Genomic DNA, 13,814 nt, shown 5'->3' with positions numbered 1-13,814 from the left:
CTAATGGTTTCGGGCGGTGCGCGCCGTGAGCGGTGCGTCACCAGCCGAAAACTACTTGAGCGCGGGCTCGCGATCCTCGACCGGCGCCACCGGATCCTCGCGGTGCGGCGGGGTATCCGCGACCGGCGCGACCGGCGCGGGCTCATCGGTGCCGTCGCGCGAATCGGGCGCGTCCTTCATCCACGTCGGGTCGATCCCGAACTGCAGCCTGCCCTCGCGACGCGCGGCCAGATAGCGATCGCCGAGCACGCAGAACACGACGATGAGCAGCAGCCCCCAGCCGAAGGTCACCCGCAGGTATTCGAGGTTGCGGCCGACACCCTGCCAGCGATCCGAGAGCCACTTGTCGTAGGTCATGAACCCGAAGATCGCCAGCCACGCGGGCCAGTTGCGCAGCACGGAATTGCGCAGCACCACTGTCATCAGGAACGGGAACAGCATCATCGAGTAGTACATCTGGCCCAGCGAGGGCAGCACGAACCACGCGGTGAGCAGCACGCCGGAGAACGTGGTGACGAAGAACAGTTCGTCGTGGCGGTAGTAGCGCCACAGCAGCCACAGCGAGACTGCGACCACACCGGCGATCAGGACCTGGGTCAGCAGGATCATCCAGTGCGGCAGCCCGTAGTAGAGCCCGATGCCGCCGACCGAACTGTTGAAGTAGTCGCGCGTCTCACCCAGATACGGCACGACATGGGTGAAGAATTTCTCGGGGTCGGCCGACAGCGGCCAGGCGATCGCGGTGAGCGCCAACGGCACACCGAGCGCGGTGATGAACACCTTCCACTGGCCACGAACGGCCGCGACCAGCAGTAATGGTGCCAGCGTCGGTTTCACCGCGATGCTCAAACCGAGCGCCACGCCGGCCCAGAGGTCCCGACGCGCCAGTAGCAGCGTGATGAACAGCAGCTCGGCCAGTAGCAGGCAACCGTTGACGTTGGTGAAGACCAACGTGTTGGTCACGGTCTCGGAGGTGAACATCGCCAGCAGCAGCGCGGGCGCGGCGATGGAGCCGAGACCGAACTTGAACAGGCGCAGCAGCAGGTACCACGCGAGCAGAATCGCGACAGCGTTGAGCCCGATGAACAGCCATCGCGACAGTTCGTAGTCGATGATCGCGACCGGCGCGATCAGCAACGTTCCACTCGGATAGTAGAGATAATGCGGGTCGACCGACGAGAAGTCGGCGGTGTACAGCGGCCTGCCGTTCAGGAACTCGAACGAGGCGTTGTAGACCGGCCGGTAGTCGTCGGTGACGAAACCGTTGATCGCCTTGATGAAGACGCGGTTCAGCACCATCATGACCGCGAAGGGCCAGAGCGCGAACTTGATCACCTCGGCGGAGGTGCGAGCGGTACGAGGCTCGAGCTGTCGGAACAACACTGGGGCACGGTACACCGGATCGGGTAGCGATGGTGTCGCCGGACCCGGATGACGCGCCGGAACCGGGTGGTTGCCCCGACCCGGATCAGGCCGGGCAGGCGCCGCCGTCGGCGGGGAGTTTGCCCTCAGCGAGGTAGTCGGTGACCGCCTTCTGCGCACAACCGGAGTGCCCGACGACCGGATGACCCCAGCCCTGCCAGGTCATCGTGGCGTGCCGGGCCCCGGCCGAGCCGAGCGCGCCGGTCACCGAGGCGGCGGCCCCGCCGACGATCGGATCGGCGGCACCGGCGAACACCAGCACCGGCAGTGCGAGTTTCGACGGCAGCGGCGCCGCGGTGGAGACCGGCCAGGCCGAGCAGACCATCAGCCCGATGGCCGCGGTGCGCCCGAACACCGGATATTTGCCGGACCAGGTCTCAGCGAGTTCACGGGCCTTGTCCGCGGTCGGTGGCTGCTGGCTGTCGGTGCACCGGTTGACGAACTCGCCGTCGGAGGTGATCGCGGCGGCCTCGCGCACGATCATGGCCGACAGTGGTCCGCGGTCACCGCGGTCGGCGGCGGCCAGGATATCGGCCATCGCGGTGACCCGATTCGCCTGGTCACCGCGGGGACTGGACAGGAATCCGGTGAGCGCGGTCGACAGGTCCGCGGCCGAGATGTCGCCCAGCCCGCCGCTGTTGGCCTTGTTCATCAGCGCGGTGATCGCGGCGCGTGGATCGGCCCCGAGCGCGCAGTCGGCCGCCTTGCAGCGCTGCGCGAACGCGGTGAGGGCCGCTTCGGCGCCGGTGACGCGCGCCTCGGCCATGGTGGCGGCGTCGGCGCCGACCGGCTCGGGGGCGTCGAGCACGAGCCGGGCCAGGTGGTCGCCATAGCGGCGGGCGTAGCTCAGGGCCACCTTGGCGCCGTTGCCCGCGCCGAGCACGTTGATCTTGTCGACCTGCCACTGCTTGCGCAGCTGTTCGATGTCGTCGGCGGCGTGCGGCGCGTCGAAGGTGCCCTCGTAGGGCTGCAGGAAATCGCGGCAGGCGATGGTGGCGTCCTGGCTGAAACCCGCGACGGCACCGACCTGATCGGCATTGCCGGCGCCGGTCTGGCCGAGGTCGGTCATCACCGCGCGCAGCTGCGCCGGAATGCAGTCGATGGGCTGGGAGGCGCCGATGCCGCGCCGGTCCACCGCGACGATCGGCTGCGCGGCCAGCAACGCGCTGTTGGGCCCGATCGCCAGCCCGGCCAGCGTCGAGGCCGACGAACGATCCGAGCCGGAGGTGAGTACCAGCGGGGCGGCGTCGGCGGGCGTCTGCGGCAGGCGGGCACGCAGGGCGCCCGCGCGGAAGGTGCCGAGCACGGTGCCCGCGGTGTCGATCGGGGTGGAGAACTCGGCGCACTCGAGGACCAGGCCCGCGGGGGCGGCACCGAAGTCGAGCGAACTCAGGGTGGCCGCGGTGCAATCACGCCAGGCGAGATCGGATTTGGGCACCTCGGCCTTGGCCAGGTCCTGCGGCGCGGGGGCCTCGGTCTGCGCGCCACCGGCCCCGGGGCGTTCGACCGCGACGACAGGCCGATCCGACGGCCCGGCCCCGCAGCCCGCGAGCATGATCGACAGTGTCGCGGCCGTTGCCGCGGCCCGAGTCCAACGCATGCGCTACACACTGCCAGGTTCGGCGCCAGGTTTCATCGACGGGCCCAGCGGGCCAGGACAGTGCCGTCCTCGTCGAGCACCAACTGCTTGCGCGTCATCGGCAGGTCGAATGTGCTCGCCGACAGTGAGATTCGCCCGCCCGCGCCCCCGACCAGCAGCGGGGCGGTGGTCAGGCACAGTTCGTCGACCAGGCCGGCCTCGGCCAGCTGCCCGAACAGGTGCGGTCCGCCTTCACACAGCACGCGGTGCAGCCCGCGCTCGGCGAACACCCTGATCAGCGCGGCGGGCATGATCGAGGCAGTACCGGCGATCACGATCTCCGCGCCCGCGTTCTCCAGTGCGGCGATCTGCTCGGGCGCCGCGTGGCTGGTGGTGATGATCAGCGGCGCGACCTCGGCCTCGGTGAAGAACTTCGAACCGGGATCGAGTTGCGCGGTAGCGGTGACCACCGCGATCGGTGGGGCGGCGCCGTCGGGGTGACCGCCGATTCCCTGCTGGTGGTGGGCGATGCGGCGTTGCGGGTCGGTGCCCGCGCCGCCGTAGTTCTCCGCGCGCACTGTGCCCGCCCCGATGACGATCACGTCTGCCAGCTCGCGCAGGACCTTGAACACCCGCTTGTCGGCCGGGGTCCCCAAGCCTTCCGAAACCCCGTCCACGGTGAACGCCCCGTCGATGCTGCTGACGAAGTTCGCCCGCACCCACGGCTCGTCCAGATGGCGCGGGTAGGCGTAGCACCTGGCCAGTGCGTCATCGTCGAGGTCTGCGAGCTGGGTCACATTGTGGATACGCTGCATAGGGATCGATGGAACCACGTCCCTAAGCTTCGTATATGCAAGAACGCCTTGTCGATCGCCATCCGGAGGTCCCGGCCGACCAACTAGTCGCGCAGATGGTGCCCCCGCCCATGTTCGACGAGGTCAGCTTCGCCTCCTACATCCCGGACCCGAACGAACCGAGCCAAGCGGCCGCGGTCGCCAAGGCCGAGGCCTTCGCAGGTCAGGTGGCGAAAATCCACAGGGCCGCCTCGAAGAAGAGCCTCTTCGGCAAGAAGAAGGCCATCTCCGGCGCCGGCCTGTATCTCGACGGCGGCTTCGGTGTCGGCAAGACCCACCTGCTCGCCTCGATCTTCCACAGCTCCCCGGCGCCCAAGTCGTTCGGCACCTTCGGTGAGGTCACCAACCTGGTCGGCGCGCTGGGCTTCAACAACGCCGTCGAACGGCTCTCGGCCAACAGCGTGCTGTGCATCGACGAGTTCGAACTCGACGATCCCGGCGACACGATGCTGGTCTCGCGACTGCTCACCGAGCTGTCGGCCCGCGGCGTCTCCATCGTGGCGACCTCGAACACCCTGCCCGGCCAGCTGGGCGAGGGTCGTTTCGCGGCCTCGGACTTCCTGCGCGAGATCAAGAAGCTCGGCTCGATCTTCGATCCGGTCCGCGTCGACGGCCCCGACTACCGTCACCGCGACCTGCCGCCCGCTCCCGAACCCACCTCGAACGAGGTGCTCGTCGAGCGCGCCGCGGCCACCCCGGGTTCCACGCTCGACGAATTCGATGTGCTGCTGAAGCATCTGAGCACCCTGCACCCGTCCAAGTTCGGTGCGCTGATCCAGGGCGTGACATCGGTGTTCATCTCCGACGTGCACACCGTGACCGATCAGGCTGTCGCGCTGCGCGTGGTCGTGCTGGCCGACCGCCTCTACGACGCCAGCATCCCGGTGACGGTCTCGGGCGTGAAGCTCGACGAGATCTTCTCGAAGGAGATGCTCGACGGCGGTTACCGCAAGAAGTACCTGCGCGCGATCTCGCGTCTGCTGGCCCTGTCCCGTTTCGAGGCAGCTGTGTAATTTGCGGTCGTGGAGGGCTAGAGCGCGCGTTCGAAGACGAAATCGGCGTGCAGCTGGCTGCCGACCATGTTGGTCTTGGTGCCCACCTGCCGAAAACCGTGCTTGGCGTAGAACTTCTGCGCGCGCTCGTTGGCCTGGTTGACCCCCAGCCACACCGTCCCGGCGCCCGAGTTGCGCGCGGTGTCGACCGCGGCCTCCATCAGCGCCGCGGCGACACCGCTGCCGTGGTGTCCGGGCAGCACGTACATCTTGCTCAGTTCGACCACCTCGCCCGCGCTCACCTGCGCGTCGACCTCGGGATCGCTCGGCCTGCCCGCGATGAGCATGGCGTAGCCGACGATCTCGTCACCCTCGACGGCCTTGAGTACGGTTCTGGCCGGGTCGGACAGGTATTCGCCGAAGCGTTCGCCCGAGAGCATCTGCTCGAGGAAGATCTCGATGTCGCTCGCGGTGGCCTCGGGCGGGCAGGCGAGCGGGAAAGTCGCGGCGGCGACATCGCTGAGCGCCTCGGCGTCCCAGAGTCCGGCCCGGTCGACGATGACGGAACTGTTGGTCATCCTTCCAGTACAGCACGGGTCACCCCGGCTGCCGAGCGACTATGACCTGTCCAGCGCGGTGGCAACTTCGGTGTCTGTCCGAGTAGTCTCCTGCGCATGACGAGCGGTAGCCGCATCGGGATCGTCGGTGCGGGAGTGGCGGGTTTGGCCTGCGCGAAGGTATTGAGTCAGGCGGGGTTCCCGGTCGAAGTCTTCGACCGGGCCCCCGACGTCGGCGGTGTGTGGAGTGCCACCCGCCGGTATCCGGGACTTCGTGCGCAGAACAGCAAGTCCACGTACGCCTTCAGCGATCACCCGATGCCCGAAGATTTCCCCCGCTGGCCCGACGGTCAGCAGATGCAGGCCTACCTGGCCGGATACGTGCAGGAGTTCGGCCTCGGCCCGCACCTGCGGCTGGGCACCGAGGTGGTGGCGGCCGACCCGGTCGACAGCGGCTGGCTGCTCGAGATCCGCGACGAGCGGGGCGGGCACCGCACCACCTGCGACCACTTGATCGTCGCCAACGGCGTCTACAGCGACCCGGTGCTGCCGAACCTGCCAGGGGCCGCGGCATTCCGCGCCGCGGGCGGGCGACTGTGCCACGTCTCGGATTTCCACGATGTCGAGCAGGCGCGTGATCGCTCGGTGGTCGTGCTCGGCTACGGCAAGTCCGCGTGTGATGTGGCCGAGGCCGTCAGCCATATCGCCGACGAAACCACCGTGGTGGCACGCAGACTCACCTGGAAGATGCCGCGCAAACTCGGCTTCGGCGCCGACTACGAGCGTCTGCTGCTGACCCGCGCGGGCGAGGCGCACTTCCCCTCGCGCTTCCCGCACCGCGCCGAACGACTGCTCGACCGCCTCGCGCTGCGCCAGGCGAACATGGACCTGCTGCAGGAGCGGGTGACGCGCAAGCTGCGGCTGCGTGAGCTCGATCTGGTGCCGACGGGCCCGATCTCCGAGATCGGCACCAGCAGCGCGAGCCTGGCCACCGAAGGCTTCGCCGAGCAGGTCGAGGCGGGCCGGATCAGCGTGCACCGCGACACCGAGATCACCGAACTGATCGGCGGGCCACACGGGCCCGCGGTGCGCTTGGCCGACGGCAGCCTGAAACTGGCCGAGATCGTCCTGTGCGCTACCGGGTATCGCCAGGAGGTCCCGTTCCTCACCCCGTTCGTGCGGCGCGCCCTCACCGACGAGGTGAGCGACTTCCGGCTCTACCGCCACATCCTGCCGGTGGAGATCCCCAACCTGAGCTTCGCCGGCTACAACAGCTCCAATGTGAGCGCACTCAGCGCCGAGGTGAGCGCGCACTGGATCGCCGGGCTGCTCACGGGCCGGTTCGTGCCGCCGATGGCCGAGCTGATGAACAACGAGATCGACGCGCGCCTGGAATGGTCGCGGCTGCGCAGCGACGGCAACCACGCGCACGGCGCCTCGGTGGTCCCGTTCTCGCTGGCCAATATCGACGAGATGCTCGACGATCTCGGCACGCCGCTGCCGTTCCTGTCGAGGCTGGCACAGTGGGTGCGACCCGTGCGGCCCTCGTCCTATCGGGGGGTGCTGCGCAATCGCGCGGTGGCCGCTCCCGAGGCGCGGACCCCGGCGCCCGTAGCGGAGCGGTAGCCGACACGCCGGATCGCCGTCGGCTTCGCTTGGCGGCGATCGGTGCGTTGGTGATAATCCTCGCGTGGACGCGCTGGATCTGAACCTACTGCTCGCTCTCGACGCGCTGCTCGACACCAACAGCGTGACCGAGGCGGCCCGGCGGCTGCACACCTCCACCTCGGCGATGAGTCGCACCCTCACCCGGTTGCGCGAGGTGCTCGGCGATCCGCTGCTCGTGCGCTCCGGTCGGCAGATGGTGCCGACGCCACGGGCACTCGAATTGCGCCACGATGTGGCGAGCCTGGTCGATCAGGGCCGGTCGCTGCTCACCGCCCGCGACGGACACGGTCCCGGCAGGCACCGCGATTTCGTTGTCCGCGTGGGTGATTCGGTGGGGGCCCGGCTGTCCGGACCGCTGCTGGCCGCGGTGCACGCACAACTGCCGGGGGTGACGGTGCGGTTGCTGGCCGCCGATGCCGCCGACGGCGCGGTGGCCCTGCGCGACGGCCGGGTCGATGTCGAAGTCGGCATGATCGGGCAGACCGATCCGGAAACGGTGGTCAAGCGCCTGTTCGCCGACCGCTGGATCGGCGTCGCCGCCCCCGACCACCCGTTCGCCACCGAGCGTCCCACGGTCGCCGCCTACGCCTCGGCTCGGCACCTCGAGGTTTCCCCCACCGGCCGCACCCACGGCCCGATCGACGACCGCCTGGCCCTGCACGGCCGCACCCGCCGCGTGGTGGCCACCGTCCCCGACCTCCCCACCGCCCTGCTCACCCTCGCCTCGACCGAGTTGGTCTGCCCCGCACCGGAACTGCTGTCCCGATCCGCACGCACCGCACTCGGCCTTGCGATGTTCGAAATCCCGCTGCCACTACCCGCCCCCGTCGTCGCCATGGCGTGGCACCCACGCAACACCGCCGACGCGGGCCATCGAGCCCTGCGCGACCTCATCGGCACCGTCCTGCACGAACCCCCGAAACCGGACGTGGACCCCGGCCTCGTCACGCTCGCTACGCCCGCCTGACAGACGTTGCCACGAAGGCGGGCGGTTATCCGAGTTCCGGGGTCGGCGGGCCGAAGACGTCGCGGCGGCCCGGGGGGAGGCCCGCCGAGCGTTTCAGTTCGTCGAGCATGGCCTGGAGCTTGTCGACGTGGGCGCGTTCGATGTCGAAGGCACGATAGGTGCCGGTGACGGTGATGCCGGCCGCGTCGGTGTCGGTGGGCGGAATCGGGTCGGCGACAGGGCGTTCGAGGGGGTCAGGGGTGCTCGTCGCTGCGTCACGCCCGGTGGGCAGGCCGAGGGTCGGGGGATCGAAGTCGTGGTTCGTGAGCGCCGCGTGGTTCGCGGGCGGTGCCTGGCCGGACAGGCCGGCGGGGTCGGGTAGCCTGCCGCCGTTCGCCGGCCGGTCGGTGTTCGACAGACTCGGGTGGGCAGGGCCGTCGCTCGAGCCGTTGACGGGCGATGGGCCCGCGGAGTGCGTCGGAGTCACCGGGAGGTGGTTCGGCTGGGTGGTGAGTTCTGCCGGTGGCGTGAGGCGTGCGGGCGGGCCGGGGGCGGCAGGCGGCTCGGCCGTTTCGCCGGTGGTGAGGCGCTCACGCGGGGTGAAATCGTCGAAGAGGGAATCGGTGCGATGCGCGGAGCCGGTGGTGAAACCGTTGCGGGCGTGTCCGTTTCGGTCCGGGTCCGTCGGTGTCGGCGCTGGATCGTCGGTGAACGACCAGTGGATTCCGTTGGCGGTGTTGACCACAGGCTGTGCGTCCGAGGTGTCGGGGCGGGGCTGGAATTCACCTGCCAGCGGGATGTTTTCGCCGCGAGGCAGCACTGCGTCGGGGGTGTGCGGGTCGAATCCATTGACCGGCACGCCATTCGAACCGGACCGCTCGCCGGTGAATCCCGAGGACGGGAGGTCATGGGTCGAACGCGACGGCGCGGGCCGTGCGGCACCACTCCCATTGCCGGACAGCGCATCCGGCGACGCAGCGCCGAGTTCGATGGCCGAGCTCTCCGTCGGCTTCTTGACCGGGCGAGCCCGCTCGATCACGGCATCGGCGCTGATGTCCGCCGTCAGCGGATCACCGGCCGCCGCGCTCCGCACCGGTGGTTCGACCGGAACCTGCTTCATCGCACCGGAACTGGGCCCCAACCCGTTCACGCCACCCTCACGCACGACGGCGCTCAGCTCCGAGCTCCCCGGCAGGGTCGAGCTCGCGGCGGCCGACGGTGTGGCGCGGTCGGCGCCGTCGAGACCTGACGTGGGCACACGACCTTCGAACGGCGCCGCCGCGCCATGTTTCGTCGGGGAAGGCGCACCTGTTCCCGATGTGTGATCGCCGGTGGGGGCCGTGAGCACCGTTCCGATCACCGCGGGCACCGGTGTGCCGTTGCGTGGGGAAGCGATGTCACCGGCCACGCCGTTGGTCCCGCGCGTCGACGGCGCGTTGCCGGTCGAGGCAGGCGCGACCCGCTCACCGGGCCCAGCGCTGGTGGTTGCCCCGCTGAGTCGCGCGGGCGCGGGTCGCCGGCTCGGTGCCGGCGCTTCGCTACCGGCGTCGACCGCGGGGAACGAAGCACTGTCGAACGAGACCGGTTGGCCGAAGGGCGCCTCGGCCGGTGCGGTGCGCGGGACCGGGGTCGCGGCTAACGCGGTGGGGTCACCGAGGTGGTCGGTGGCCGGCCGGGTGGGGGAGTTGCGGCGTTCCAGCGGTGGCCGGGAGCCGTCGGCGTCGCGGTCCTGGTGCGCCGGTAAAGGATCGGGAGCCGGTAGGTGGTCGCCGAATCCGTCGACGGCGCGTTCGGCCGCCTCCGCGGCTTCGCGGACCTCGCGGCGGCTGCGGGTGTCCCGGACCGGACCGGAATCGGTCTCACCGCCGTTGTCGAGAGCGTCGAGCCGGGAGCTCAGGCGTGAAATGTCCTGTGACGCACGGAAGGCCCAGGATTCCAGCCGCCGGATCCGGGTGTGGTCGGGCAGATCCTCGTCGACCGGGAAGATGGGCACATCGAGCTGGACCCGCGCGGCGACGATATCGAGCTTGTCGCTGACTTCACGCAGCGCCGTGGCGATACTCGCCAGCATCGACCCGATGGATTCGTCGTGCTCAGCGTGGTTCATGCACACCCTACTTCCCGTGGTCGCCCGAGCGTGCCCGCCTCGGCCGCAGCGATCATATCCATCGGGGCAACAGCACGTGTTGTCGTGACCTCCTCCACGACGCGCCGAACTGATTCGCAATCAGGATGAAACGGACATGCAACAGGCCGGGTCTGTGTATCGAAATGATCAAGATATAGGCGGCATCGTGCGACGTTGGCACAATGAAATGGCTTGATATACAAGCAGAGTCGCGTTTGTGATCTCGATCACCGATCGGTGACGCACCCGAACGCGGGTCAAGGGGGCTGGCGCCTTTTCGGCGGCTGCGGGAACCTGGTGTCCAGGACGTGCGCGTGAGCCTACGGCAGGTCCCATGGTGAGGGAGTGATGGTGTGAGGACGAAGCGGCTGAGCGAGACCCAGGTGGCGTGTGGACGCCGAGCGTTGCTCGACGAACTGGGTATTTCCGAGGGCAGCCGTCGCGCCGTCACCGAACGTACCGGCTACGGCTGTGGGTGCCCCGAATGCGCCGCCACGCAATGGAATACGCAGCGTCTCGAACACTGGATCTGCGGCAGGCTCACTGCTGCGGGCGCCGACGAGGCCCAGGTCGACGCGCACATCGACGATATCCCGGTCGACATCTACTGGCGCCGCGGCGACCGGCGCTGCGTGGTCGAGGTGCGCAGTGGGCCCCTCGACATCACCGCGGCACGCGCACACCGGAAACGCTTGCAGGCCGCCGGAATCGACGACGTGCTGTGGGTGTGTCCACAGGGTTTCTGGGTGCCCCTGGTCCCCGCGGTCGGCATCGCCGATTTCGCGCCCGCGGCCGCCGACTATCGCATCGACCAGGGCATACTCGCCGCGGGCGACACCGGTTTCGCCGCCCCGGTGCGCGCCGGCGCGGAGTTGCGCGATTTTCTCGCAGGCTGGGTGTCCGGCGAAATCCATTGGGGGCACGCGGATCTCACAACAGGAGGGTGGGCCGACGTGGGCACCTGGGAACGGCACACCGCAGCGCAGGCCGCGATGATCGAGCATCAGCGCACCGAGTTGCGCGATCAACGCGTGCAGCTGGCGGTCTCGCGTCAGGCCGTGCGCGACAAGCAGCGACTGGTCGGGCGCCTGCACAACCGGATCGATCGGGCGGGCGTGAATGCCGACGCCGAGGCCATCACGATGGCCGGGCTGCGCAGCGAACTCGTCGCCCAGCAGCGCGTCGCGGCGAGCCTGCGCGCGAGCATCGGCCGGATGGATCGCACCCTGAATCAATACCAGTGGCTCACCTGCTGCGCGATGCTGCTTGTCCTCACGGTGATGGTCGGCGCGATGGTGATGCGCTGAGCCGCATCGGCACCCGGTCCCACCGCCAGTCGTTGCGTAAGACGAGACCGGCCAGGTCGAGCAGATCCAGGCCGGTCTCCGCGCTCACCGCGGCCAGCGCGGGCCGATCGTAGGGTCCGTGTTCCAGCTCGGTGGCGAGGCGGTCCTCGATCGAGGTATCGACCGTGCGGTCCGCGAGCTGGGTCGGGCCGAGCGCACTGCCGGTCCAGACGAGCCAGCCCCAGCCGTGCTCGTGCGCGTAGGTGCGGCCGAGTTCGGTCTGGACCCGATTGTGGTGGAAGGCGATGCGGCCCAACGGGACCACATCGATGAGCACGGCGCGACCGTCGGTGAGCTGCGCGGCGACCGCCGGATAGTGCACCTGCTCCGCGTCGCCGAACCGGTAGGTCAGCGCGGTCGGTTCCTCCTGGAACGCCGCCACGGCCGGGTCGGCATCGAGGGTCCGGAGCAGCCGGGCCACCATGGCCGAGTCGTAGGCGACGTCGCGGCCCACCTTCGCCAGGTAGAACCGCCCGCGGCCGTCGTCGTCACCGTCGGCCACCCGCGCCGATTCGGTCGGCAGCGGTGCGGCGGACCCGGTCGGCCATTCGACGTGATCCAGCAGCAGCTCGTCGGTGCCGTCCTCGGGCACGTGCAGCTTGGCCAGAATGCTGGCGGTCTTCTTCTGCCAGCCCAGGATTCGCTGCATCACGTAGCCCGCGACCCGCTTGGCGTCGCCCGGCTCATGGCCGGCCAGCCGCAGCTTCAGATACGACCATTCCATGGCCACCAGGTCGGTATCGGTCGCGTAGGTCTCGGCCAGTAGCATGCGCACCAGGCGCAGATCACCCGCCTCGACCGGATAGCGGCGCGCGAACACCCGTGCCGACCGGTGTCCCGAGCGCGCGGCATCGCGCACGATCCGCCCGACCGCTTTGGCGTAGAGCTGGCGGACCCGGTCGCGGGCCAGGTCGTAGCGCGCGCCGATCCGGGTGAGGGTTTCCGGGCGCTGCCCGCCGATCCCCAGGCGCAACGCGACGATCCGCGCGTCGCGGGCCGCGCGTTCGGCATGGTCGGTGAGCAGTTCGCCGACCAGTTCGTCGAGCTCCTCGAGCTCGAACGAGACGTCGGCGGCGATATCGTGGCCCGGTTGCACGACGATCTCAGCACTCACTGCGGCGACCTCCCTCGCTCGGTCGGGTCAGCGTAGCGGCAGCGTCCGACAACTAGAGCGAAGTCATGTACTCGCCGTAGAACAGGCACAGTCCGGTCGCCGACGCGATCCCGGCCAGCACCCAGAACCGGATGATCACCGCGGTCTCGGGCCAGTTGTTCAGTTCGAAGTGATGATGGAACGGCGCCATCCGGAACAGCCGCGTATGGGTCGTGCGAAACACCACGATCTGCAGCACCACCGACATGATCTCCGCGACGAACAGCGCCCCGATCACCACCGCGAGCAGCTCGGTGCGGCTGGTGATCGACAGGCCCGCCAGCAAACCGCCCAGCCCGAGCGAACCGGTATCGCCCATGAAGATCTTGGCCGGCGCCGCGTTCCACCACAGGAATCCGATGCACGCCGCCGCGCCCGCCGCGCTGACCATCGCCAGGTCGAGCGGATCCCGCACCGTGTAGCAGGCCCGTCCCGGGCTGATCTCGCACGAGTTGTCGTACTGCCAGAGCGTGATCACCACGTAGGCGCCGAGCGTGAGGCTCATCGAACCCGCCGCCAGCCCGTCGAGCCCGTCGGTGATGTTCACCGCGTTCGACCACGCCACCACCAGCAACACGATGAACGCGATGAAGAACAGCGACGCGAAGGTGATGGTGCTGATATCGCGAACATAGGACAGGTTGCGCCCGGCGGGCGTGAGCCCCGTGGCACCGGGGAAACGCAGCGCCAGAACGGCGAACACCACCGCCGCCCCGATCTGCCCGATGTACTTACCGGCCGCGGTCAACCCGAGATTGCGATGCTTGCGCAGCTTGATCGAGTCGTCGAGGAAGCCGACCATGCCCAGCGCCGACGCCAGCAGCAGCACCAGCACCCCCGACGCGCTCGGCCCCGGCGCGTCCCACAGCAGCCCGATCAGATGCGATCCCAGATACCCGGACCACACCCCGGCCCCGATCGCCAGCCCGCCCATCGTGGGCGTCCCGCGCTTGGCCTGATGGCTGGCGGGCCCGTCGATCCGGATCTCCTGCCCGAACCCGCGCCGCGCGAAGATCCGGATCAGCCCGGGCGTGAGCGTAATGGTGACGACCAGGGCGATCCCGGCCGACAACAGGATCTGCCTCACTAGATTGCCCTCCATGCCGCCGGTCCCGCACCGGACCGGCCCGGCGATACCGTGTGCCGATACTAGGGGAGCGCACTGCGAA

The 13,814-nt window shown here is 69.2% G+C and carries 11 protein-coding genes; 4 read left to right on the top strand and 7 right to left on the bottom strand.

What is annotated here, in order from left to right:
* Positions 1 to 51: 51 nt before the first annotated feature.
* The 3 genes from ACWZHB_RS17970 to ACWZHB_RS17960 all read right to left on the bottom strand — a co-directional run bounded on the left by ACWZHB_RS17970 (position 52) and on the right by ACWZHB_RS17960 (position 3,816).
* Entirely contained in the window at positions 52 to 1,383 is a 1,332-nt protein-coding gene (locus ACWZHB_RS17970) for a glycosyltransferase family 87 protein (RefSeq protein WP_427903036.1), read from the bottom strand.
* 85 nt (positions 1,384 to 1,468) lie between these two features.
* Positions 1,469 to 3,022, bottom strand: coding sequence for an alpha/beta hydrolase (locus tag ACWZHB_RS17965; protein WP_427903035.1), 1,554 nt, complete (start codon positions 3,020 to 3,022; stop codon positions 1,469 to 1,471).
* A gap of 32 nt (positions 3,023 to 3,054) precedes the next feature.
* Positions 3,055 to 3,816, bottom strand: coding sequence for a pyrimidine reductase family protein (locus ACWZHB_RS17960; protein WP_427903034.1), 762 nt, complete (start codon positions 3,814 to 3,816; stop codon positions 3,055 to 3,057).
* A 35-nt stretch (positions 3,817 to 3,851) separates the two neighbouring features.
* Between ACWZHB_RS17960 and zapE the strand changes: the two genes are divergently transcribed.
* Positions 3,852 to 4,868 carry a cell division protein ZapE gene (zapE, locus tag ACWZHB_RS17955; RefSeq protein ID WP_427903033.1) on the top strand — a complete coding sequence of 339 codons (1,017 nt, stop codon included), beginning with the start codon at positions 3,852 to 3,854 and terminating at the stop codon, positions 4,866 to 4,868.
* Between the two features lie 17 nt (positions 4,869 to 4,885).
* On the opposite strand, the gene ACWZHB_RS17950 is transcribed toward zapE, so the two are convergent.
* Positions 4,886 to 5,425: a GNAT family N-acetyltransferase gene (locus ACWZHB_RS17950; RefSeq protein WP_427903032.1), complete on the bottom strand. Its 540-nt coding sequence runs from the start codon at positions 5,423 to 5,425 to the stop codon at positions 4,886 to 4,888.
* Between the two features lie 96 nt (positions 5,426 to 5,521).
* Between ACWZHB_RS17950 and ACWZHB_RS17945 the strand changes: the two genes are divergently transcribed.
* Both ACWZHB_RS17945 and ACWZHB_RS17940 read left to right on the top strand, forming a co-directional pair.
* Entirely contained in the window at positions 5,522 to 7,030 is a 1,509-nt protein-coding gene (locus ACWZHB_RS17945) for a flavin-containing monooxygenase (protein WP_427903031.1), read from the top strand.
* A 64-nt stretch (positions 7,031 to 7,094) separates the two neighbouring features.
* Positions 7,095 to 8,039, top strand: a complete 945-nt coding sequence (locus ACWZHB_RS17940) for a LysR family transcriptional regulator (protein WP_427903030.1) — start codon at positions 7,095 to 7,097, stop codon at positions 8,037 to 8,039.
* Between the two features lie 25 nt (positions 8,040 to 8,064).
* Here the strand turns inward: ACWZHB_RS17940 and ACWZHB_RS17935 are convergent, their stop codons facing one another.
* Complete coding sequence (locus ACWZHB_RS17935; protein WP_427903029.1) at positions 8,065 to 10,125, bottom strand: hypothetical protein; 2,061 nt, start codon at positions 10,123 to 10,125, stop codon at positions 8,065 to 8,067.
* A gap of 374 nt (positions 10,126 to 10,499) precedes the next feature.
* On the opposite strand from ACWZHB_RS17935, the gene ACWZHB_RS17930 reads away from it, so the two are divergent.
* Positions 10,500 to 11,453, top strand: a complete 954-nt coding sequence (locus ACWZHB_RS17930; protein WP_427903028.1) for a hypothetical protein — start codon at positions 10,500 to 10,502, stop codon at positions 11,451 to 11,453.
* Here the strand turns inward: ACWZHB_RS17930 and ACWZHB_RS17925 are convergent.
* Both ACWZHB_RS17925 and mraY read right to left on the bottom strand, forming a co-directional pair.
* The gene (locus tag ACWZHB_RS17925) at positions 11,419 to 12,606 is read right to left on the bottom strand and encodes a sigma-70 family RNA polymerase sigma factor (RefSeq protein ID WP_427903027.1); all 1,188 of its coding nucleotides are present in this window, start codon (positions 12,604 to 12,606) and stop codon (positions 11,419 to 11,421) included. The genes ACWZHB_RS17930 and ACWZHB_RS17925 overlap by 35 nt on opposite strands.
* 52 nt (positions 12,607 to 12,658) lie before the next feature.
* A complete protein-coding gene (gene mraY / locus ACWZHB_RS17920; RefSeq protein ID WP_427903026.1) occupies positions 12,659 to 13,732 on the bottom strand; it encodes a phospho-N-acetylmuramoyl-pentapeptide-transferase in 1,074 nt (357 codons plus the stop codon).
* Positions 13,733 to 13,814 lie beyond the last annotated feature (82 nt).

The sequence above is a fragment of the Nocardia sp. FBN12 genome (genome assembly GCF_054031145.1).
Note: the sequence above shows the minus strand (reverse complement) of the source record. Positions and strands in the feature narration are given on the sequence as shown.

Excerpts from the sequence above, each read along its gene's own strand:
- ACWZHB_RS17965 (WP_427903035.1), bottom strand. The coding sequence starts at position 3,022 with ATGCGTTGGACTCGGGCCGCGGCAACGGCCGCGACACTGTCGATCATG.
- ACWZHB_RS17960 (WP_427903034.1), bottom strand. The coding sequence starts at position 3,816 with ATGCAGCGTATCCACAATGTGACCCAGCTCGCAGACCTCGACGATGAC.
- zapE (WP_427903033.1), top strand. The coding sequence starts at position 3,852 with ATGCAAGAACGCCTTGTCGATCGCCATCCGGAGGTCCCGGCCGACCAA.
- ACWZHB_RS17950 (WP_427903032.1), bottom strand. The coding sequence starts at position 5,425 with ATGACCAACAGTTCCGTCATCGTCGACCGGGCCGGACTCTGGGACGCC.
- ACWZHB_RS17945 (WP_427903031.1), top strand. The coding sequence starts at position 5,522 with ATGACGAGCGGTAGCCGCATCGGGATCGTCGGTGCGGGAGTGGCGGGT.
- ACWZHB_RS17935 (WP_427903029.1), bottom strand. The coding sequence starts at position 10,125 with ATGAACCACGCTGAGCACGACGAATCCATCGGGTCGATGCTGGCGAGT.